The organism is Pontibacter aydingkolensis, assembly GCF_019443125.1.
In the GTDB taxonomy this organism is placed as follows: domain Bacteria; phylum Bacteroidota; class Bacteroidia; order Cytophagales; family Hymenobacteraceae; genus Pontibacter; species Pontibacter aydingkolensis.
Genome location: NZ_JAHYXK010000010.1, coordinates 1 through 21,532 on the forward strand (window position 1 = coordinate 1; position 21,532 = coordinate 21,532).

At 45.0% G+C, this 21,532-nt stretch carries 17 protein-coding genes; 9 read left to right on the top strand and 8 right to left on the bottom strand.

Features of this window, described 5'->3' with window-relative positions; genetic code table 11:
* Window positions 1-205 precede the first annotated feature (205 nt).
* Window positions 206-3,226 (bottom strand): glycoside hydrolase family 3 N-terminal domain-containing protein, encoded by a 3,021-nt coding sequence (locus K0O23_RS12660; protein ID WP_317195691.1) that lies wholly within the window; start codon window positions 3,224-3,226, stop codon window positions 206-208.
* Window positions 3,227-3,756: 530 nt separating this feature from the next.
* Here K0O23_RS12660 and K0O23_RS12665 point away from each other — a divergent pair.
* The 3 genes from K0O23_RS12665 (at window position 3,757) to K0O23_RS12675 (ending at window position 8,537) form a co-directional block, all read left to right on the top strand.
* Window positions 3,757-5,688 (top strand): M13 family metallopeptidase, encoded by a 1,932-nt coding sequence (locus K0O23_RS12665; protein ID WP_246597098.1) that lies wholly within the window; start codon window positions 3,757-3,759, stop codon window positions 5,686-5,688.
* A 320-nt stretch (window positions 5,689-6,008) separates the two neighbouring features.
* Complete coding sequence (locus tag K0O23_RS12670; protein ID WP_219877799.1) at window positions 6,009-7,268, top strand: DUF819 family protein; 1,260 nt, start codon at window positions 6,009-6,011, stop codon at window positions 7,266-7,268.
* Window positions 7,269-7,340: 72 nt separating this feature from the next.
* The gene (locus tag K0O23_RS12675) at window positions 7,341-8,537 is read left to right on the top strand and encodes a C40 family peptidase (protein WP_219877800.1); all 1,197 of its coding nucleotides are present in this window, start codon (window positions 7,341-7,343) and stop codon (window positions 8,535-8,537) included.
* A gap of 310 nt (window positions 8,538-8,847) precedes the next feature.
* On the opposite strand, the gene K0O23_RS12680 is transcribed toward K0O23_RS12675, so the two are convergent.
* The 3 genes from K0O23_RS12680 to K0O23_RS12690 are packed head-to-tail and all read right to left on the bottom strand — an operon-like array spanning window position 8,848 to window position 12,335.
* Window positions 8,848-9,906, bottom strand: a complete 1,059-nt coding sequence (locus tag K0O23_RS12680) for an aminotransferase class I/II-fold pyridoxal phosphate-dependent enzyme (protein ID WP_219877801.1) — start codon at window positions 9,904-9,906, stop codon at window positions 8,848-8,850.
* A gap of 8 nt (window positions 9,907-9,914) precedes the next feature.
* Complete coding sequence (locus tag K0O23_RS12685) at window positions 9,915-10,946, bottom strand: dipeptide epimerase (RefSeq protein WP_219877802.1); 1,032 nt, start codon at window positions 10,944-10,946, stop codon at window positions 9,915-9,917.
* Between the two features lie 39 nt (window positions 10,947-10,985).
* A complete protein-coding gene (locus tag K0O23_RS12690; RefSeq protein ID WP_219877803.1) occupies window positions 10,986-12,335 on the bottom strand; it encodes a D-alanyl-D-alanine carboxypeptidase in 1,350 nt (449 codons plus the stop codon).
* Between the two features lie 209 nt (window positions 12,336-12,544).
* Between K0O23_RS12690 and K0O23_RS12695 the strand changes: the two genes are divergently transcribed.
* Together K0O23_RS12695 and K0O23_RS12700 are read left to right on the top strand one after the other, a co-directional pair.
* Complete coding sequence (locus K0O23_RS12695; RefSeq protein ID WP_219877804.1) at window positions 12,545-13,957, top strand: MBL fold metallo-hydrolase; 1,413 nt, start codon at window positions 12,545-12,547, stop codon at window positions 13,955-13,957.
* Window positions 13,958-14,365: 408 nt separating this feature from the next.
* On the top strand, window positions 14,366-14,737 hold the full coding sequence (locus K0O23_RS12700; RefSeq protein ID WP_219877805.1) for an STAS domain-containing protein: 372 nt from the start codon (window positions 14,366-14,368) through the stop codon (window positions 14,735-14,737).
* 70 nt (window positions 14,738-14,807) lie between these two features.
* On the opposite strand, the gene K0O23_RS12705 is transcribed toward K0O23_RS12700, so the two are convergent.
* Both K0O23_RS12705 and K0O23_RS12710 read right to left on the bottom strand, forming a co-directional pair.
* Entirely contained in the window at window positions 14,808-15,497 is a 690-nt protein-coding gene (locus tag K0O23_RS12705) for a hypothetical protein (RefSeq protein ID WP_219877806.1), read from the bottom strand.
* 154 nt (window positions 15,498-15,651) lie between these two features.
* Window positions 15,652-16,062, bottom strand: a complete 411-nt coding sequence (locus tag K0O23_RS12710; RefSeq protein WP_219877807.1) for a hypothetical protein — start codon at window positions 16,060-16,062, stop codon at window positions 15,652-15,654.
* Between the two features lie 432 nt (window positions 16,063-16,494).
* Between K0O23_RS12710 and K0O23_RS12715 the strand changes: the two genes are divergently transcribed.
* Both K0O23_RS12715 and K0O23_RS12720 read left to right on the top strand, forming a co-directional pair.
* Window positions 16,495-17,127: an outer membrane beta-barrel protein gene (locus K0O23_RS12715; protein WP_219877808.1), complete on the top strand. Its 633-nt coding sequence runs from the start codon at window positions 16,495-16,497 to the stop codon at window positions 17,125-17,127.
* Between the two features lie 10 nt (window positions 17,128-17,137).
* Entirely contained in the window at window positions 17,138-17,824 is a 687-nt protein-coding gene (locus K0O23_RS12720; protein WP_219877809.1) for an outer membrane beta-barrel protein, read from the top strand.
* Window positions 17,825-17,899: 75 nt separating this feature from the next.
* On the opposite strand, the gene K0O23_RS12725 is transcribed toward K0O23_RS12720, so the two are convergent.
* Window positions 17,900-18,640, bottom strand: coding sequence for a (Fe-S)-binding protein (locus tag K0O23_RS12725; RefSeq protein ID WP_219877810.1), 741 nt, complete (start codon window positions 18,638-18,640; stop codon window positions 17,900-17,902).
* A 2-nt stretch (window positions 18,641-18,642) separates the two neighbouring features.
* A complete protein-coding gene (locus tag K0O23_RS12730; RefSeq protein WP_219877811.1) occupies window positions 18,643-19,488 on the bottom strand; it encodes a hydroxymethylglutaryl-CoA lyase in 846 nt (281 codons plus the stop codon).
* Between the two features lie 266 nt (window positions 19,489-19,754).
* Here K0O23_RS12730 and K0O23_RS12735 point away from each other — a divergent pair, with 266 nt between their 5' ends.
* Window positions 19,755-20,147 (top strand): hypothetical protein, encoded by a 393-nt coding sequence (locus K0O23_RS12735; RefSeq protein WP_219877812.1) that lies wholly within the window; start codon window positions 19,755-19,757, stop codon window positions 20,145-20,147.
* A 44-nt stretch (window positions 20,148-20,191) separates the two neighbouring features.
* Window positions 20,192-21,241, top strand: coding sequence for a hemolysin family protein (locus K0O23_RS12740; RefSeq protein WP_219877813.1), 1,050 nt, complete (start codon window positions 20,192-20,194; stop codon window positions 21,239-21,241).
* The last annotated feature ends 291 nt before the right edge of the window (window positions 21,242-21,532 follow it).

Genomic DNA, 21,532 nt, shown 5'->3' on the forward strand with positions numbered 1-21,532 from the left:
TTCTACAACAGGGAAAGGCTCCATTCAAGCCTGGGATACCGCACACCAAAACAAATGGAAGAAAAATTAAACAGGAAACCTTTAGCAGCTTAATCTTGTGTCCGGGTTTTTGTTGCAAGTCCAGGATGACTTCCATTCCTCCTAATAAAAAATAAACCAATAGCACCTATTCCCATTACCATAGCAGGCGTTTCCATTTTATACTTTACTGGTCTTTGCTTTTCTCAATGGCATCGTATACCACCTGCAGCACATTGGTGCGTGTGTTAAGCTTGCTTAGCTTCGGGTTATCACGACTAGGGTTTACGCGGTTAGAGAGGAATACATACACCAGATTGTTTACCGGGTCAATCCAGGTGTAAGTACCCGTAAATCCGGAGTGACCAAAACTCTCTACCGGTGCCGATGGGGCAGCGTTGCTGTTCTGCTCACCGGGTTTGGCAGGTCTGTCGAAGCCGAGAGCGCGGTAGTTGCCCTGGTCGCAGAACTGGCACTTGCTGAACTCCTCTACCACGTTATCTGCAATGTAGCGCTTGTAACCATACACGCCATCGTTCAGGTACATCTGCATGAGCTTTGCCAGGTCGTTGGCATTACCAAACAAGCCGGCATGGCCGCTAACGCCACCCAGCATGGCGGCGCCTTCGTCGTTTACGGTGCCGTGTAGCAAGCTCTTTCTAAAGTGCGGGTCAAATTCCGTAGGCACAATGCGCGATCTTGGGTATTTCTTGTATGGGTTAAAAGTTAAGGTAGTTGTTCCAAGCGATTCGTAAAAGTTCTCATTCAGATACGTCTGAAAATCCTCACCGGTGATGTTCTCAATTACCTTCGGAGCAAGTATAAATGACAAGTCGCTGTACACATACCCTGGCTTTTCGTTTAGCGGGTACTCTACTATACTTTTATAAATCTTCTTGTGGTACTTTCGGTGCATGTACAGGTTATCAGCCACTCTAAAAGGGAATCGCGCCGTGGAATCTTCGTTAAAAGTGCGCCACTTAAATTTACCGTTCTTCTTCACCGCCTCCTTCCAGAAAGGTATCCAGGCGTAGAGGCGGGCCTGGTGCGTGAGGATATCCCTATACTTCAGGTTCTCCAGGTCCGTGCCCTGCACCATAGGCAAATATGAGCCAAGGGTGTTATCTACATTAAACCGGCTCTCGCCTTTCAGTTTCATAAAAGCGGCCATGGAGGTGCTTACCTTGGTTATAGACGCAAGGTCGTAGAGGTCGGTGTTTATTACAGGCGTATCCTCATCATAGGTATGGTAACCAAACGATTTTTGATAGATTACCTTGCCTTCTTTCGCCACCAGCACCTGAGCACCAGGAGTGGCTTTTTCCTGAATAGCCTGCGCTACCAGAGAGTCTATTCCCGTAAAATGCTCCGACTTTAGCCCAACACCCTCAGGCATACTATAAGCCAGCCGTATGCCACCATGCGTTATCAAGCCATCCTCTAATTTAAAAACATTGGATACGGCAACCGGTAATTTACCTTTCGCACTTATCCCGCCAAAAATCAGCTGTGATGCTATATCCTGCGTTACAGGAGTTTCCTGGTAAGCAGCAATAACGGCATCGGCCTTATCTAAACTTTCTATTTTAGCCAGGCTGTATACATTGCCAAACACACTCACAATGGTTGGTTTGGATCGGATCAAGTCTTTGAGAAACAGGTTCATTTCAGCGGTGATACCAAAATTGCTGCTGCCGGCTTTTAACTGCAGTTTGTGCACGCCTGCAATTACCAGGTTATACTTTGCCAGCTGTTCCTTTAGCTGTAGTAGCTCTGCAATGGTAGCAGTCGGTTTCAGGAAGAAGGTGTCTACTTTTGTGTATCTGGCAAGTCCTCTCTGAAATTCGGTTTCTTTGTCGGTTCCGATAGCCAGGGCAGCAATGCGCAAAGTATCCAGGTAATTAAGCGGAAGTATGTTTTCCTTGTTGCGAAGCAGTGTGAGCGAGGCATCAGTTAATTGCCGGCTCAGGTTTTGAGCGTATGGGTTATTTAGGTCCTTTATAAGGTTATTCAACTCGATAGGTTTATATTTGTCGAGCCCTACCCATTGCTTGGCAGCCAGTAGCTTCCGTACCCGGGCATCAATTTCTGCCTGCGTGATCTCTTTGTTCTGTATAGCCTTTTTAACTTCTTCGATAGTCGTCTTCACATCCATCGTATTCAGCAGCACATCGTTACCAGCCAAAAGCGCCTTTACATCCACAATACCCGGCTCGTAAAACTTTGCCACGCCCTGCATGTTCAACGCATCTGTAAATACCAGTCCTTTATACTTTAGCTCTTTCTTCAACAGGTCCATTACAATGCGCTCTGATAAGGTAGAGGCAAGATTTGGCGTATTATCCAGCACAGGGATATTCATGTGTGCCACCATCAAACTACCCAGGCCATTTTCCATCAGCTCACGGAACGGGTACAGCTCAACTGAGTCCAGCCTGATGCGTGAGAAATTGAGGATGGGAAGATCTGCATGAGAGTCTACGTTGGTGTCGCCGTGGCCGGGAAAGTGTTTTGCGTTTGCCAGCACGCGCTGGTCCTGCATGCCCTTCATGTAGGCCATAGCCTTTCGGGTAACGTTATGCTTGTCTTCACCGAAAGCACGGAAGCCGATCACGGGGTTATTCGCATTGTTGTTCACATCTACTACCGGGGCAAAATTCACATGGATACCCAGGCGCTTGCATTGGCGTGCAATCTCAGCACCCATGTCATAGATCAGCTGCTCATCCTCTATCCCCCCCAACGACATCTGGTACGGAAACCGAATGGTACTATCGAGGCGCATGGCAAGGCCCCACTCAGCATCTATGGTTACCATTAATGGTACTTTGCTTTCCTGCTGGTAGCGGTTTGTCATTTTGGCCTGCCTCACCGGCCCGCCCTGGAAAAATATCAGGCCGCCAACTTTGTAGGTCGTAATCAGGTTGCTGATGGAGTCGATATGCGCCTGGTCGCGGTTAGAGTATACCGGGATCATGATGAGCTGGGCAATGCGTTCTTCAGGCGTCAGGGTTTTCATCACAGAGTCTACCCACCTGGATTGCTGCCAGGCCAGAAAATCCGGGTCTCTTGTCTGATCATAAGAGGTAACATCAGCTTTTTTTGTATTGCTGTGCAGGGGCTTTGATCTACTGCGCTGTGCATCAGCATTCAATGCAAAAAGCAACATTGAAGCAGTCAGTATAAAGTATAAAGTATGTTTCTTCACAACGAACAGGTGGTTTAGTATCAGGCATTTAGTATATATACCGCAAAATCAAAAATAAGGTAAAAAGTATAGCTGCATGAGATAACACATGCGCTTGATTTTATACTGAGAGGCCTAAACCGGCACATCTAAATTTCTTAAAAGGAACCAGCTGTATGGCCTGATAGTTGTATACTACATATTGGGAATTTAAACTTTTAAGCCATTGACCACTCTAATGCTAAGGCAGCTTTTGGGCAACATAGCCTTCTGAAATTTTGCTGCAATCTCATCTTAAACTATTACATTTAGGGCCTCTGTGCTGTTTAAACAGCAATAGCCGAAAATATACAAACTGTTCTAACAAAACTTAAACCTAAACCGACTACTAATAACCTATGACAAATCTGAATTCTATGAAAAGTAGGAGCAACTGGAAAAACAACCTCCGGATTTTACTTTTTGGAGCAGCCATGTTTACTGTCGCAGAAGCATCTGCACAGTATAAACCAGAAAACGGTACTAAGTCCCCTTTTATCGATAAAGCCAACATGGACCTGTCGGTAAAGCCAGGCGATGATTTTTATACTTACGCCAGCGGTGCCTGGCTAAGAAACAACCCTGTTCCGGCTAAAGAAACCCGTTGGGGTAGCTTTAACCTGCTGCGCGACTTTAATATTAAGGCGGTAAAAGATATCCTGAACGAGGCAGCTGCTGACAAAAACGCAGCAGCCGGTTCTGTTAACAAGCGTGTAGGCGATTTCTATGCCGCTGCTATGGATAGCGCTGCCATCGAGAAGCTGGGTTATAAGCCTATCAAAAACGACCTAAAAAGAACAGGCAAGATTAAAGACGTAAACGGTTTACTAAACGAGGCAGCTTACCTGAGAACATCAGGTGCAGGCTCTCCAATGTTTGGTTTCTATGTTGGCCAGGACCGCAAGAACCCTAACAACATGGTGCCTCAGCTTAGCCAGGGCGGTACTACCCTACCCGACCGCGATTACTACCTGAAGGATGATGCCCGCAGCAAAAAAATTCAGGACGCTTATAAAACCTACATCACTACCCTGTTTACTTTAACAGGCGAATCACAGGCTAAAGCACAGCAAAACGCTGAGACTATCTTTAACCTGGAGAAGAAGCTTGCCGCTGCACAAATGGCTCGTGTAGAGATGCGCGACCCGTACAAGACCTACAATAAATTCTCTGTAGCCGATTTCAGCAAAACCACTCCGAACATGGACTGGAAGGCGCTGATGGCGAAGATGAAAGTAAACGGCCAGGACACTATCCTGGTTAACAATCCTAAGTTTTTTACAGAGCTGGACGGCATGCTGAAGAGCGTTCCGACTAAAGACTGGGCTACGTACATGCAGTGGAACGTGCTTAAATCTGCAGCGCCATACCTGAGCTCTGATTTTGTAAACGCGAATTTTGCTTACTCGCAGGCTTTATCTGGCCAGAAAGTACAGACCCCGCGTTGGCAGCGTATGTCGCAGTTAACCGACGGTACGATTGGTGAGTTGCTGGGCCAGCTTTATGTGCAGAAGCACTTTAAGCCAGAGGCAAAGGCGCGCATGAACGAGATGATCGCCAACCTGATCAAAGCATACGAGATCCGCATCAACAACCTGGACTGGATGAGTGCCGGCACGAAAGAGAAAGCGCTTGCTAAACTGCATGCCTTCCGTCCAAAAGTAGGTTACCCTGACAAGTGGGAAACGTATGAAGGTCTTGATATTTCCCGTAAGTCTTTCTTTACGAACGTGCGCAACTCAGGTGCATGGGGCTACAACAAAATGGTGAACCAGTTGGGCAAGCCAGTAGACCGTGAGCGTTGGGGCATGACACCTCCAACAGTAAACGCCTACTATAGCCCGGTAATGAACGAGATCGTGTTCCCGGCAGGTATCCTGCAGTTCCCGTTCTTCGACCCAAAGGCGGATGATGCGGTGAATTACGGTGGTATTGGTGCGGTTATCGGCCACGAGATTTCTCACGGTTTCGACGACTCTGGTAGCCAGTACGACAAAGACGGTACATTACGTAACTGGTGGCAGCCTGAAGACCTTGCTAAGTTTAAGGCAAAAGCCAAATTGCTGAAAGAGCAGTATGACGCTTATACTGTACTGGACACAGTGCATGTAAACGGTCAGCTTACATTAGGTGAGAATATTGGTGACCTTGGTGGTCTGGCCGGTGCTTACGAAGCCTTCAAAATGACAAAGCAAGGCCAGTCTAACGAGTTGATCGACGGCTTTACGCCAGACCAGCGTTTCTTCCTGTCGTGGGCACAGGTTTGGAGAGGGAACATTTTGCCAGAGGCAGCTGCCCAGCAGATCGTTACGGATACACACTCACCTGGAGAGTTCAGAACTTTTGGTCCGCTAGTAAACATGGATGCCTGGTACGAGGCATTTGATGTGAAGCCAGGCGATAAACTTTACAAAAAGCCGGAAGACAGAATCAGAATCTGGTAATTTATACTTAGGTCTGACAAGGGCCTGATCAAGCAAGAGGGGAATCGATGTAAATTCGGTTTCCCTCTTTTGCTTTTAAAGTATAAGTATACTTGTTGAGCCTATAGTCATGAATTTGTAATGACACAGCGAGAATCTTTTCTGCAGCCTAAATCCAGGTTTACACCCACACAAGTATAAATTGAGGTACAACTATACTTTGCAACTTGGTAATACAGCTAAAATTAATGTAGTTTAGTGTTGCGGCTTTGAGTTTGGAATCAAATGACTTCTGCAATTTGCCGCATAAACTAAAATTAACTAAACACAATCACACCTGCATGGAGCAAGTCTCTTCGTCAGCACCATTAATTACCAACGATGCCGTAGTACTGGGTATTCTGGTAGTCATACTGGCATTCGTATTTAAAACATCATCCAGCAACCATCCATTTTTCAGGAAGTTTTACTCCGTAGTGCCGTCGGTACTGCTGTGCTATCTTATTCCCAGCTTGCTAAACTCCTTCAACATCATCTCCGGTGAACAGTCTGGTTTGTACAATATGGCTTCGCGTTACCTGCTGCCGGCCAGTTTGGTGCTATTTACTTTAAGCTTAGACCTTAAGGAGATCTGGAAGCTACGCCACAAGGCCGGTTTGATGTTCTTAACAGGTACAGCAGGCATTATGATAGGTGGCCCGGTGGCTATACTTATCGTTTCTAGTTTTGCCCCGGATATAGTAGGCGGTGAAGGACCTATGGCTGTATGGCGAGGCCTTTCTACCATTGCCGGCAGCTGGATTGGCGGCGGTGCTAACCAGTTGGCTATGTTTGAGGTATTTAAACCAGACCCGAACCTGTTTTCTGCCGTAATCGCAGTAGATGTTATAGTGGCCAACGTCTGGATGGCTGTACTACTTTACGGAGCAGGTATAAGCGAACGTGTAGACAGGTTCTTCAAGGCCGACAGCACCGCCGTGAATGACCTGAAGGTGAAGATAGAGCAGCACCAGCTCAACATCATGAAAATACCGGCATTAGCCGATTTGGCTATGATAGCAGGTGTGGGTCTGGGTGTAACAGGTGTAGCCCACTTCTTTGCCGATATTATTGCTCCCTGGATAGAATTAAATGCGCCTTACCTGGACAAGTTTAGCCTTACCTCCGGCTTCTTCTGGATTGTGGTGATAGCAACTACCATAGGTGTATTTCTTTCCTTCACAAAAGCACGCGAACTGGAGGGGGTTGGCGCTACACGCATAGGAAGTCTGTTCCTGTACATACTGGTGGCAACCATTGGTATGCAAATGGATATTACGGCCATAGTAAGCCAGCCGGGCCTGTTCCTGGTAGGCCTTATCTGGATTATGGTGCACATGTTGCTGTTGCTTATTATAGGTAAGCTGGTAAGGGCTCCGTTCTTCTTCTTGGCTGTTGGTAGCCAGGCTAATGTGGGAGGAGCCGCCTCTGCTCCTATTGTGGCAGCGGCTTTTCATCCTGCGCTGGCACCTGTTGGTGTACTTTTGTCTATACTTGGCTATGCCGTTGGTACCTATGGCGCTTACCTTTCAGGGCTGATGATGCAAATGGTTGCCCCCTGATAGAATTATATTCTGAATAATTTAGTTATACATTGAAACAACAGGGTATTTAACCTATACTAAGCTTCTACTATGAAAAACGGTTTGTCTATACTGTTACTTGGAACGTTGCTAGCCTGTACCACTACTAAAAATACGGTTGAAACAGCTACTACGTCTACTCCTGCACCATCTCCGCTAACTACACACGTAGAAGCGGTACGAAAGCAATTTGCCCCTGATAAACGTACGGTGCTGTTTGATGTAACTGCGAAAGAAAACAGTGTGCTTACCGGCGAAACTATACTTCCGGAGGCTAAGGCTGCTCTGTTAAGCAAGCTCCAGGCCGCCAACCTTGCATATACAGATAGTATAACCGTGCTACCGGAAGCAGAACTGGAAGGAAACCATTATGCAGTAGTAAGGTTATCGGTAGCCAACCTCCGTTCCCAGCCAAAGCACCCTGCCGAACTGGCAACGCAGGCAACTATGGGTACTCCGCTTAAAGTATGGAAAAAAGAAAACGGCTGGTACCTGGTACAGACTCCTGACAATTACCTGGCCTGGGTAGACGCAGCCGGTATTCAACTGATGACAAAAAACGAACTGGATACATGGCAGAAAGGCGAAAAGCTGATCTACACAAACCCATACGGCTTTGCACTTTCGAACACAGACAAGCAAGGAGCAACCGTGTCTGACCTGGTGTATGGCGATGTGATGGTGCTCAAAGGCAAGACCAAAGATTATTTCGAGGTGAGTTTACCTGATGAACGTGTGGGCTACATCCCCTCCTCTGAAGCCATTCCATACAAAGAGTGGATCACCAGCCGCCAGCCAACAGGAGAAAACCTCGTACAGACAAGCAAGCGCCTGATGGGCCTGCCTTACTTGTGGGGCGGCACTTCTTTTAAGGGGGTAGACTGCAGTGGTTTTACCAAAACAGTATACTTCATGAATGGCATTGTACTGCCACGCGACGCCTCGCAACAGGTACATGTAGGCGAACTGGTCGATACAGATAAGAATTGGGATAAGCTTCGCCCTGGCGATCTGCTGTTCTTCGGAGTGCCTGCAAAAGATGGCAAGCCTGAGCGTATTGTGCATGTGGGCATGTGGATCGGAGGCGATAAAGAATTCATACATTCTGCCGGCCTTGTGCGCATCAGCAGCATGAACCCCAATGCAGCCAATTACGATGATTACGAAAACAACCGCTACTTAAGAACAAAACGCCCTGCCCCCGGCCCTAACATGCTGGACCTGCGCGCCAGTTCTATTTATGAGTAAACGAAGAGTATAAGTATAATAGAGAAGTCCGTTGCTGATTAGACAGTAGCGGACTTTTTGTTTTTGCAGTACATTATCCAACCACCCCTAACCCCCAATGTCGTCAACTTAAGCAAAAGGCTGTCATTTCGAGCACCGCGAGAAATCTATCCGGAATTAGTACAGGAGGCATTCTGTAAAGATCTCTCCTTTCGTCGAGATGACAGAAAAGCTTAAGTTGACGGCATTGCCCCTAACCCCTCTCCCGAATCAAGTCCGGGAGAGGGGTTAGGGGTGGTTGGAACGGTTAATGCAGGATAATCATACTTACCTACTTCACTCCTACCCTGTACTGCTCAATCTTCCCCGCCAGAAACTCAATGTCATCAAAAGTATGGAGGCTGTTAATAACTACTCTGGTGATAGGCTCACTGTCCGGGTCCGGGTATGGGAAACAGGAAATAATGATATCGTCTTCTAAGGCGGAGGTTAAGCCATGGTGCTTTGTATAAAATACCGGGTAAGTATCAAAGAAGTTAAACAGGCCTGTGTCACTTATCATCTGCTGAAAGTGCAGTACATTACGTGTAAGTTGTTGCCTGGCTTGTTCGTATACTTTCTGAGCGTGCAGGTATGCATACAGATAGGCAGGTGGTGCCGGAGAGCCTCCCATAAAGTATGGCGACTTTTTTAGAGAACCTATCAAACCTGTGGAGCCAAGCACTACACCGCCAGCAATACCCAACGCTTTTCCCATTGATGCAACTACTACCAGCTCCACATTTAGCTTTAATAGCTTACGGAGTTCAGGATAAACGCCTGCACCTTTCTCTCCCAGCAAACCGAACCCATGTGAGTCGTCTACAATCAAGGTTATTTGCTTATCCTCAGGCAGGTCTGTAATCCAGTTAAATGCATACTTACGGGCATACAACGGATCAACTGAGTTCATTACAAGCACCACATCGCCGGAACACGCCGCAATGGCAGAAGGCAAGGCTTCAACCCATGAAGTATAGTCTGTGTGGTTAGCATCTGCTGCAGTGCGCCAGACGGCAGGATGTGCATCAGGAGCATAGATGAAAGACTGCCCTGTATCAAGCGTTCTGATCAATGCTTGCCCTGCCAGGTAACCCGACGAAAAAGTAAGGGCTCCTTCGGCACCTGCATGACTAGCCAGCATACTTTCGGCCTCGTCGTATACAGCTAGTTTTAAATTTGATCCTCTGGAGCTGGAGTAGGTAGTGCCATAGCGTTTACCACCTGCATGTATCAGAGCTTCCAGACGGCTGTTCTTGCTCATTCCCAGGTAAGAAGTGCCGCTAAAGTATAAACGCTCTTTTCCGTTAACAATAACGGTTCTGCCGGTAAAGGCTTCTACCACAGCCATAAGTCATACTATTTAGCTGCTACCAGTTGCGGTAGCAGGTAAGCACCTGTACCATTGGCATCCGGATACACCAGGCCATTTTCTGTAACCACCACACCTGTAGCAATATCTTCCTTTAAAAGCAGGGCTCCGTCCATATCCACATAGTCCAGCATTGGGGCCAGGTGGCCGATTGCCGAAATGCCAATTGAAGACTCCGTCATACAGCCGATCATTACTTTCATGCCTAGTTCACGCGCCTCTCTGATCATGCGCAATGCCGGCGTTACCCCACCGCATTTGGTCAGCTTAATGTTAACGCCATGAAACAGGTTGTGGCATTTGGCGACATCCTGCTCTACAATACAGCTTTCGTCGGCTATCAGCGGAAGTACTGAATGCCTGTACACTTCTTTCATCCCCTCCAGGTTGTCGGCTTTCATGGGCTGTTCTATAAACTCCACTCCCAGTTTCTTCAGCTCAATAGAATTGTTGATGGTTTCATCCACACCCCAATGGCAGTTGGCATCTACCCTGAAAATGGCATCGGTGTGCTTACGCAGCTCACGCACAATATCCAGGTCTTCGCTGGTACCAAGTTTTATCTTATAGATCGGCCATGGCTTCTCCTTCATTTTCTGCACCATTTTATCAATAGAGTCGATGCCAATGGTATAATTGGATATGGGTGCATTTTTGGGATCAAGGCCCCATATCTCGTAAAGGGGTTTGCCTGTTTTTTTACCGTACAGATCGTGAGCGGCCATATCGAGGGCGCATTGCGTGAAAGAGCTGTGCTGCAAGGCAGGGCGCACCTGCTCCCAGAAAGCCGCCGGGTCAGTTATGTCTGTAGATTCGATCTGCTGCCGGATGTTCTCCAGGTTTTGCGTCATGCCCTCTATGGTCATGCCATAGTATGGGTTGCTGGTTGCTTCGCCATAGCCTTTGTGTTCGCCGTCCTGCAGTTCAACGATCAGGGTATCCTGCACGTCGCGGGAGTCATAGGAAATGGTAAAGGTATGCTTCAAAGGCAAGGCAAAGGATCGGATCGTTAATTTCATTGTATGGTTTGTTTAAATGATTCTTCTGGAAGTGCCAGTTTAATACTTCTCGTGGATTTCAGTCATGATGCGGACCATCTCCTCCCGAACTGCTGCAGATGAACCCCTGAAATTGTTGTTCATAAAGCTAAAGAGCAGCAGCTTACCACTTTTAGTCATAATATAGCCGCTCTGGTTGTGCACATGCGACAGCGTACCCGATTTACCGAACACAAAAGGAACATCCGCCTTGTAAATATTCCGGAAGGTACCCGGCCTGCCTCCTACTGCCAGCATAGGCAATAATTTATGATTTGGCCGCTCCTGCTGTAATTTCTGCAGCAAGGCAATTATACTTCGCGGTGTAAACATGTTCATACTTGATAAACCCGACCCGTCTACCCAAACCGGCTTATCCGGCAAATCCTGCAGGTAATTATCAAGTACATACTTTATACTTTTCTCTACGGACAAGGTATCTGAAATAGTGCCCGAACTCAGCACCAGCAGTTGCTCCGCCATTAAGTTATCGCTTACCTGCAGCATACGTTTATACACGCTATCAGATGGCAGTCCGGGTAAAGTTATTGCTGTTTTCGGTAAGGCTTGCTTTAGCAGTTTTACTTCCCGCTTTAAGGTATCGGACAGCAGTTGCATCGTTGTTTCCGGTGAGGTGATAAAAGGCACTTCTACAGAAAAATCAGCTTTGGCTACTTTCGGATAAAACGTAATGTCGTTTGTACGCCATTCCCTAACAAACGAATCGTTTTGTGGCTGCAAAGTAGCAGTATCTGCTTTAACGTTGGCTTTAAAATGTGCTGGCGTGGTAGTATAAGGGCTGTTCTCTTTTCTGTAAAACTTTACGATGTTGCCGTGAATTGGAAAAATACTCCGCTCTGGCTGGTAATAATAGTTGTAGTCGTCCCAGCCCCAGTTAACAGCAAACGGCGTGCTCGCAAACGGAGCTTCTATGTAATACAGTTTCTCTTTCCTGTTTTTCAGAAAATTGTAGGCAATGGAGTTCTTCAGATCCATGTGTGCGAACGTGGGATCGCCGGTACCCCAAAATAAAAGCGAATCGCCGCGTACAGTATACTTTAGTGCTGGAATGGTATCGCCCAGCATTTTAAGACTGGTATAAAAAGTAAACAGTTTGGTGTTGGAGGCAGGCACAAAGTACTTATCTGCGTTGTGCTCCACCACCATTTTCCCTAGTTCGGGGTCGAATAAAGCAAAGCCTACAAAGCGGTTAACTTTTTTCTCAGACTCCTGCACCTGTTGCAGTATGGTAGCCGGCCCGTATACTTCGGCAGTTACCTCAGGTTTTTTTTGTGTGATACAGGATGTCTGCCCTATCAGGAGAAGGCCGAGAATGATCTTCCAGCTAAATATCGCTGCTTTATTTTGCATGTTTATGCGGTTTATTTATCAGAACATTTAAATAACTGAATTTAACTTTCCCTTCAAAGCATTTAGCCCGCTAATTTTACACTCCGAAACGTTTTAACACTTAAAATTATTAAAGGTACTAGCACTGCAAATTTTAAGATGGTGACTTAAGTCAGCTTTATTTGTAATTTTAAGCTTCATATTTACCCTCGAATCATATACCCAACCATATGAAAGTAGAACAGATCTATACAGGATGCCTGGCTCAGGGCGCTTATTACATCGAAAGCGACGGTGAGGCCGCCATCATAGACCCGCTTCGGGAAATTAAGCCATACCTCGATAAAGCTGCCGAAGATGGTGCCAGTATAAAATATGTTTTAGAAACTCATTTCCATGCCGATTTTGTATCCGGGCACGTAGACCTGGCAAAAGCTACAGGCGCCCCAATTGTATTCGGACCAAACGCTGCTCCAACGTTTGATGCGCACATTGCCACCGATGGCGAAGAATTTAAAATTGGTAAGCTTACCATTAAAGTATTGCACACACCCGGCCATACTATGGAATCTACCACCTATCTGTTAAAAGATGAGAACGGCAAAGACTACGCTGTTTTTACCGGCGACACCCTGTTTATTGGTGATGTGGGCCGACCTGACCTTGCTGCAAAATCGGACCTGACACAGGAGCAACTGGCAAGTTACTTATACGACTCGCTGCGTACCAAGATCATGCCTTTGGCTGATGAGGTATTGGTTTATCCCGCACACGGAGCCGGCTCAGCCTGTGGCAAGAACATGAGCAAAGAGACCTTTGATACATTAGGCAACCAAAAGGCAACAAACTACGCCCTGCGTGCCGACATGACAAAAGAGGAATTTGTACGTGAAGTAACGGATGGATTGATGCCGCCGCCAAACTACTTCCCATTCAATGTACAGTTGAACAAAGAGGGCTATAACAGCATCAGTAATATTCTGGAGCAGGGGCTTACAGCTTTATCTCCTGACGCTTTTGCAGCAGCCGCTTCCGAAACCGGGGCACTTATACTTGATACACGCAAACCACAGGCTTTCGCCCAGCGCTTTATACCAAACTCACTTTTTATTGGTATAGATGGTGGCTTTGCCCCCTGGGTAGGTGCGCTTATACTTGATTTAAAACAGCCTATACTTTTTGTTGCCGATGCAGGTCGCGAAGAAGAAGTAGTAACCCGCCTGGCACGTGTTGGTTACGATAACACAATTGGTTACCTGGCTGGTGGCTTTGCAGCCTGGCAGTATGCCGGAAAACCAGTTGATTCCATTGTATCCATACCTGCTGAAGAATTTGCTGCCCTTTATGCCGAAGATGCAAGTATAAAAGTGATTGATGTGCGCAAGCCAGGCGAGTACCAGTCCGAACATATTGAAACTGCCGTTAACAACCCGCTGGATTTTCTGTATGATAACTTAGCTGCCCTACCTACAGATGAAACGCTTTACATCCATTGTGCAGGCGGATACCGTTCTGTGATCGCGGCATCTATACTTAAGTCACGAGGCTTTGAAAATCTAATTGATGTACAAGGAGGCTACGGCGCTATCTCTAAAACAGGTATACCACGTACAAACTTTGTCTGCTCTGGCACAGTTAAGTAAATTTACTTCATACTGAAAAGGCCTGCCGATTTTTAACAAATCAGCAGGCCTTTTTCTTTACTTATACTCGTTACCGACAGCTACTCGGTGTAAAATTCCATCTTACCAATCTGGTAATCGCGCATAGCCTGCGTAACTAAATTTCTTAAAGCCTTGCATAGGCTACTTGATTAAGTAAGTGCCTTATTTTTAAAGTTTAAACTTACAAAAATCCCGAATAGCTACTTTTAAAGCCACAAAATAAAAAAATAAGCTAACTCAAATAAAAAAAATCTAATAACTATATATTATATAAAAAAAGTCCTTAGCTTTAAAAACTACTTTTATGGCTTAAACCTATGAGTTTTAAGCACACAAACGTATACAATAGAACCTGATTAATACTAAAGATTTATTATCAGCAAAAAGATGGAGAGGTTTATAGCAGAGGTAGATCAGTTGGAACGTGTTGTTGCTGTCAGGCTGACGGGAGAACTCGATGCAAACACAGCTGTGTCTGCAGATGATGCCTTGCAGGAAGCTATTGCTAATGCAATTGAAAAAGCTCTTCTGATTGACTGTACCGGTTTACACTATATTTCTTCTGCAGGCCTGGGAGTTATACTTTCTTCTTTACATGCCTGCAAACAGAACAGCACTAAAGTAGTTTTTTGCGGACTTCAACCTAAAATCAAAAATGTGTTTGCCATACTTGGCCTCGAAAAAATAATTGTTGCTGCTGTAAATGAGGAAGAGGCTATGAAGCTATTAAACGGCAGTCCAAAACCTCCTAAAGTATAAATAAAATCCCCTGTTCATTATATTGAACAAGGGAATATAGATTTGTGATTTACTGTACTGTCTACTACTCTTAATCCCAGTCGTAGTGTCGCCTTTTATCCGATGAGTACATATTCCTATCACCTGTGCCATGTGGTCTATCGTAATTGTCTTCCGACAAACCATAGCCTCCAGTATTTCTGAACGAACTACCATAGGACTTATTTCCTGATGTGTAGCCACGGTATTCTCTTTCATATGCTGCGCCTCTCCTGTAGTGCGGTGTATCACTGCTTGCACGAACAGTACTGTCTCCATAGCCTCCACCATATCCTGAAGAAGACACAAATCTATCGGCATTACCGCCGTGGCCGCTCATAGAGCCATATGCTTCTGATCCACCAAAATCACCGTGCGAACTGTAGTTTGCTCCACCAAAAGCAGAGCCACTATATCCCCCCATTCGTCCGGCCCCATAGCCTTGCCTTTGCAACTGGTTTCGTTCCCGCTCCATGTTTTCCAATTCGTTGTATTCGTTATGTGCATTGCCAAAGCTAGACATACCATACCCTTGCCGAATGTTATCAAGGTCGTGTGGCTTGTTTCCTACATTTCGGTAATAATTTCTTTCCATGTCATAATCCTGCTGGCGATAGTCACGATCTCCATCAGGTTGGTAACCGCTATGGTAGTTACTATTGGCTGGGTTATCGTAATACCTTCTTCTTTCTGTTGCATGCCAGCTATTCCTGTCATTGCTTCTATCAAAGTCATTCTCCATAGTGTAGTGTTAAGGTTTATACTTTATACTTCTTAAACGCAACAAAGCAGCATCTGTTTGATTTGAGTTTAAGCTGTAATCACAAAACAAAAGGCCCGGTTTAACGGGCCTTTTGTTTTAATGTAAGATGTCTTTTAATTATCAGATGCAAAATTTAGTCCCGCGGACCAAATCCCGTGGTGCGATAGCCGTAAGTGTTTCTTCTTGTTACGTCGTATCCAGAATCAAACACCTCCCCTTCTCTTTGAGTCAGGCTATGATAACCACCTTTGCTTTGGAGCTGTTTAGGCATTTGCTGGCCTATACTGCTACCACTGTTCTGATTATTCTGCTCGTATAACGTTTCTCTTTCCGGTACAAAACGTCCAGCATTTTCCTGTCTGTATTCATTAAAGTCGCCTATGTTGGCGCGTTTCCCGGATTTACTTTTTAAAGCTTGTTTCCAGAAGTTTTTGTAAGGGTTATACAGATCCCTGTATTCGCGGCTTTGTCCACTATAACCGGATTCATAATTCTGGTCATAAGGATCGTAGGCGCTTCGATCAAACTGATAATTATTAGACATAGCTATATACTATATTAATTTAACAAATACTTGCACTTTAAACGTAAAGTAAGCGTAGTTGTTTAACTCATATACTTGTTAAATTAAAAGTTAACCAGTTCACCTCCTCCACCATACCAACATAACCACCTGATTAGCAACCATCTATTATTGAAACGATAAATTTTAGATTTTGGATCAGGAAATTCAGCTTAAAATATGCTTCATGCTTAACTGTTTATACTTTCTCCTTTTGTGGGCAGCTTCTATGGCTTTATAGTTCTTTTGTGAAAATAAAATGCTTTAAAACAGCATGATACAAAAGCAGGCCAGAACAGCCTGATAAGTAAACATACCAGTAGCTAAGGTATGCGCCAGTTACATTTATATATAGCTTTTCAACTATTTTTGGTTATATTCGTTCTGTAAATTGTTAAAGCTATAGAAACAAATATGAAGAAATTATTTTTTGCAGGACTGCTGGCACTTATTGGTACCGGGGCTGTGGCCCAAACCTCTCAGGGTAACATTTCGCTTGGAGGCTCTTTAAGCATTTATAGTGCATCTAATGATCAAACCAATAGCGAAAGTAAACAGACCGGGTTTTCAATATCCCCTTCTGCGGGCTATTTTATTAAAGATGGGTTAGAACTAGGTTTGAATTCCCGTTTGCTTTTTTACACCAGCACCTATAAACAGATCAATTCGGACTCTGGTAACAAGTTCAATACGTTTAGCTATAGTATAGGTCCTTACCTTACCAAGTATATCTCTATCACCGAAAAGCTACATCTAACTGCCACAGGAGGTTTCGGCTACGAAAACAGCAGAACAAAACGACCTGATGAAGCTGAAGAACTATACTCCTCAGCTTCAGGTTTCTATGCGTCGGCGGCGCCTGGCCTGACTTATTTTGCTACATCGAAGCTGGGTTTTTCTGTAAGTATGGGCTACATCGGTTACTCAAAATCCACCCAAACGTATCATGATTCAGAACCAAAACAGGAAACAGTATCAGAAGATTTTGGCCTAAACTTTTCACCCGCCAGTGCATCAATCGGAATCCGATACTATATCAACCGTTAAGATATAACCTATGAAAAAGATATTTTTTACGGTGCTATGTTTTGTGCTGGTACAGTTAAGTTTTGCTCAGATTCCACAAGGCAGCTGGACTGCAACCGGCACTTTGGGGTATACTAGTCGTACCGAAGAAGCCAAAAGTGGTAATGTAGAACTAAACAGACAAAGCTATCAGGTAAGCCCTGGTATAGGCTATTTTGTAACCAACAATCTGGAGCTTGGACTTATGGCCGGTTACAGGTATTCTGAGCATGATGAGAAAAACAGTATTATGGCGGGTCCATCGTATACAAACTACCATGAGATAAAGAACTATTCAGCTGGCGTTTATGCACGGGCATACAAGTTTCTGGTAAACAACCTCGCTGTTTATGGCCAGGCAGACGTTAACTACAATTTTTCTGATGTAAGCTATAAACAAGTGCTATCCAGCTTTAGTAAGTATGAACTGGAAAATAAAACCGAAACAAACTACTTTTCGGCAGCTGTTCGCCCTGGTATTGCCTTTTTTTTATCTGATAAAATCAGTCTGAATGCGACATATGGTGAATTAAGCTATTCCAGAAATAATGAAGAGCAGCAACGGAGAGAACTTATTTTTAATGAAACAACTACAAGAGATACTAGCAGTGAAAGTAATCAATTTCAACTTGTCCTTTCCAGTAGCTCCTTTAATCTTGGTCTGAGTTTTTATTTCTAAAGATCTATACTTTACCGCATAAAAAAGCCCGCACAGTTTATACTTGTGCGGGCTTTTTCATATTTCAATTTATACTTACCAGCCGCTTGCCAACACGTCGGCAATGTGCATGGTTTTGATTGGTTTCTTCTGCTTGTTTATATAGGCCTGCAGGTGCATCAGACAACTGCTGTCTGTAGAGATGATAAACTCGGCACCGGTGGCAAGTGCGTGCTCTACTTTTTGCTCGGCCATGGCTGTTGAGATAGACTCAAACTTTACAGCGAAGGTACCTCCAAAGCCACAGCAGGTCTCGCTATCTTCCATTTCGATCAGTTCCAACCCTTGCACTCCATTCAGCAATGCGCGCGGCCCTGCTTTAATGCCGCACTCACGCAGCGCACTACACGAGTCGTGGTACGTGTACTTGCCCTGTAAAGCTGCTCCATCAATAGTAGTAATGCCCAGCACGTCCGTCAGGAATTCGGTCAGCTCGTACACTTTTTTCTGCATGGCCCTATACTTAACCAGCTTCGACGATTTCACGAAAATATCCTGATAGGCATTACGCACCATGCCCACACAAGAGGCAGACGGCGCTACAATGTAATGCGAAGTTTCGTTCGAGAAATCAGTAAGAAACTTATTGGCTACTTCGCGGGCTTCGTCGAAAAAGCCGGCGTTAAAAGCTGGCTGGCCGCAGCATGTTTGGTTTGGGTTATAGTTTACCTCACAGCCTACCTTCTCCAGCACTTTTACCATGTTCATGCCTGTTTCCGGGAAAAGCTGATCTACGAAGCAGGGTATAAAAATATCTACGATTATTCTTTTTGCCATAATTAAGAGAACACAGCACCAGATTCTGCCAGCGCGGCATGGAATGCTGTCTTGTTGAGATTCAAATTTAAACCAATCTTTTCGAAATAAGCGACTAAATTTTCGGTAGCCATGTTACCTACCAGTTCATCTTTGGCCATTGGGCAACCACCGAAACCACGCATGGCACCGTCAAACCTTCTGCATCCGGCATTGTAAGCAGCCTCTACTTTTTCATGCCAGGTTGTTGGCGTGGTATGCAGGTGCGCACCAAATTCTATACTTTTAAAGGCAGGAATAAGGCTTTCGAAAAGATATGTGATGTTTTCAGGGTTAGAGACCCCGATGGTATCTGAAAGTGAGATGATCTTTACATCCAGCTTGTGCAGTTCTTCTACAAACCTGATAACGGTTTCAGCATTCCAGGGGTCGTTGTAAGGATTTCCGAAACCCATGGAAATATAGGTAACCAGCGTTTTACCGAGTTTATGGCAAATATCCTGTATCTGTGCCAGTTGCTCCATGGCCTCGGCTATACTTTTGTTTGTATTGCGCTGCTGAAACGTTTCTGAAATTGAAAGCGGAAAGCCCAGGTAATCAATCTGATGGTGCTGTGCTGCATCTTCGGCGCCACGTACGTTGGCAATAATAGCGAGTAGTTTGGTTGTGGTGTTATCCAATTCCAGGTTGGCCAGCACTTCTGCCGTGTCGCGCATTTGTGGTATAGCCTTAGGCGAAACAAAGCTGCCAAAATCAAGCGTATCAAAACCTACTTGCAGCAAGGTATTCAGGTAGGCAATCTTCTTTTCTGTTGGTATAAAGTCCTTGATACCTTGCATGGCATCGCGGGGGCATTCAATTATTTTCATGCTGTTATGTTCTGAAGCGTGCGTTGGTTTGCGCTATACTTCAAATATACAAATTTACCAGTGCATCTACTCAAAACCTGCATCTATGGTTCTACCTTTGTACATCTTTGCCGATACTGCCTGCACATCTACATAAGATAAGTACCTGAAGTTTGCAGCAAAAATCGTTAGATTCAACTCAATACCATGTACATTATCCTGAATTGCATATAAATTTACCAAGCCATCGTATACAGGGCAAACACACATTTGATAACCCCAAGACGATGGAAAACCTGATTGCATACCTCGATGAATCGCTTGTTCCGCTGGAGAACAAAATTCAGGAGTACCTTGAAGTAGAAAAAGAGATCAGACTGCTGGAAGTAAAAATACTTACCCTACAAAACAAAGCAGCCGCTGCCGACGAGCCGGAACAACCAGACCACCAACCAAGCGCCGGCACAGAAGAAACAGAGGCTGGCGAACATCAGCAGCGCATGAATAAACTGTTAGAGCGTTACCAGGAACTGCAGCAGGAAGTGATAAACATGTTACCGGAAAAAAATAAGTTTGTGGAGATAAACCTTGGCTATGGCCCAAGTATGGTGGGTTACTTTACAGTTGATCTAGAAACACACCAGGAACTCCCCGAACCTGTCCTGCGAGTGGTACATTAATAAAGCGCATAGTTTTAATGAAACTCAAAAGAAATCCTACTTAAATGGCTCTACTGCTTTTATACCTTGCCATTGCCTTGTTTTTTTCCTTCCTATGTTCACTTCTCGAGGCTTCGCTTCTGAGCATTTCGCCCTCCTATGTAAGTGTTATCGGTAAAGATAAACCTGACCTCGGTAAAGACCTGCAGCATTTTAAGGACAACATAGACAGACCTCTGGCAGCCATACTTACCCTTAACACTTTTGCCCACACCATTGGGGCAGCAGGCGTGGGTGCGCAGGCACAATTGCTTTGGGGCGATAAGTACATAACCATTGTATCTGTAGTACTGACCTTTGTCATCCTGATCTTCACAGAGATCATTCCAAAGACACTCGGCGCCAATTTCTGGAAACAGCTTACTCCTTTTACAGTCCGTACGCTTAAAATCCTTATCTACTCACCTCTTTACCCTATTATTGTCTTTTCGCAGTTTATAACAAGGCTGCTTAAAACAGATAAAAACCGCAGTGTACTAAACCGCGCAGATTTTACAGCCATGGCAGAACTGGGCATCAAGGAGGGCATCTTCAAGAAAGGAGAATCAGAGATCATCCAGAACATACTCCGGTTTAACAACATCCTGGTACGCCACGTAATGACGCCCCGCACCGTTATTGTTTGCGCACACGAGAGCATGTCCATCAAAAATTTCTTTAAAGAGTTTCCGGATTTGCGCTTCTCCAGGATTCCCATCTATAAAAACACCCTCGACGATATAAATGGTTATGTGCTGAAAGATGAAGTAATGTTTAAACTCATTAACAATGAAGGCAACAAACCGCTTAGTTCTATTACCAGACCTTTGCCAGTTGTACCAGAGCACATGCCTATCCCAAAGTTGATAAACCTGCTTATGGAAAAACAGGTACAGATTGCCCTTACAGTGGATGAGTACGGAGGTACGGCAGGCATTATCACCATGGAGGATATCATAGAAACCCTGCTAGGCATGGAGATAATTGATGAAATGGACCAGATTGCAGACCTGCAGGAATGGGCTAAGAACAACTGGGCAAAGCGTGCTAAACGCATGGGCTTTAAAACGGAGTAGCCCTAAACCGTAATCTACAACCTGGGCCTTTACTTTCGAGCTTGGAGCTAAACAGAAAGTATAGAACTCATCAAATATAAATAATTCTCTTTTATGACTTTAATTTGGTAAACAGGAAATATAAGTGCATTTGGTCTTCTGCCCTTCGTCATACTTCCCTTTATCCTGTTATAAGAGTAGGTAAGAAAGTGTAAACTACCAGTAAACAGAATAAATTCTGATGACCACTTAGCCTGATAATAGAAAAAATCCTATCTTCGTTTTGTAGGAGCCGGTACCAACTGGCATTGC

What these genes read in the sequence shown, in the direction of transcription:
- K0O23_RS12665 (WP_246597098.1), top strand. Translation starts at nt 3,757, where the DNA reads ATGGACCTGTCGGTAAAGCCAGGCGATGATTTTTATACTTACGCCAGC.
- K0O23_RS12670 (WP_219877799.1), top strand. Translation starts at nt 6,009, where the DNA reads ATGGAGCAAGTCTCTTCGTCAGCACCATTAATTACCAACGATGCCGTA.
- K0O23_RS12675 (WP_219877800.1), top strand. Translation starts at nt 7,341, where the DNA reads ATGAAAAACGGTTTGTCTATACTGTTACTTGGAACGTTGCTAGCCTGT.
- K0O23_RS12680 (WP_219877801.1), bottom strand. Translation starts at nt 9,906, where the DNA reads ATGGCTGTGGTAGAAGCCTTTACCGGCAGAACCGTTATTGTTAACGGA.
- K0O23_RS12685 (WP_219877802.1), bottom strand. Translation starts at nt 10,946, where the DNA reads ATGAAATTAACGATCCGATCCTTTGCCTTGCCTTTGAAGCATACCTTT.
- K0O23_RS12690 (WP_219877803.1), bottom strand. Translation starts at nt 12,335, where the DNA reads ATGCAAAATAAAGCAGCGATATTTAGCTGGAAGATCATTCTCGGCCTT.
- K0O23_RS12695 (WP_219877804.1), top strand. Translation starts at nt 12,545, where the DNA reads ATGAAAGTAGAACAGATCTATACAGGATGCCTGGCTCAGGGCGCTTAT.
- K0O23_RS12700 (WP_219877805.1), top strand. Translation starts at nt 14,366, where the DNA reads ATGGAGAGGTTTATAGCAGAGGTAGATCAGTTGGAACGTGTTGTTGCT.
- K0O23_RS12705 (WP_219877806.1), bottom strand. Translation starts at nt 15,497, where the DNA reads ATGGAGAATGACTTTGATAGAAGCAATGACAGGAATAGCTGGCATGCA.
- K0O23_RS12710 (WP_219877807.1), bottom strand. Translation starts at nt 16,062, where the DNA reads ATGTCTAATAATTATCAGTTTGATCGAAGCGCCTACGATCCTTATGAC.
- K0O23_RS12715 (WP_219877808.1), top strand. Translation starts at nt 16,495, where the DNA reads ATGAAGAAATTATTTTTTGCAGGACTGCTGGCACTTATTGGTACCGGG.
- K0O23_RS12720 (WP_219877809.1), top strand. Translation starts at nt 17,138, where the DNA reads ATGAAAAAGATATTTTTTACGGTGCTATGTTTTGTGCTGGTACAGTTA.
- K0O23_RS12725 (WP_219877810.1), bottom strand. Translation starts at nt 18,640, where the DNA reads ATGGCAAAAAGAATAATCGTAGATATTTTTATACCCTGCTTCGTAGAT.
- K0O23_RS12730 (WP_219877811.1), bottom strand. Translation starts at nt 19,488, where the DNA reads ATGAAAATAATTGAATGCCCCCGCGATGCCATGCAAGGTATCAAGGAC.
- K0O23_RS12735 (WP_219877812.1), top strand. Translation starts at nt 19,755, where the DNA reads ATGGAAAACCTGATTGCATACCTCGATGAATCGCTTGTTCCGCTGGAG.
- K0O23_RS12740 (WP_219877813.1), top strand. Translation starts at nt 20,192, where the DNA reads ATGGCTCTACTGCTTTTATACCTTGCCATTGCCTTGTTTTTTTCCTTC.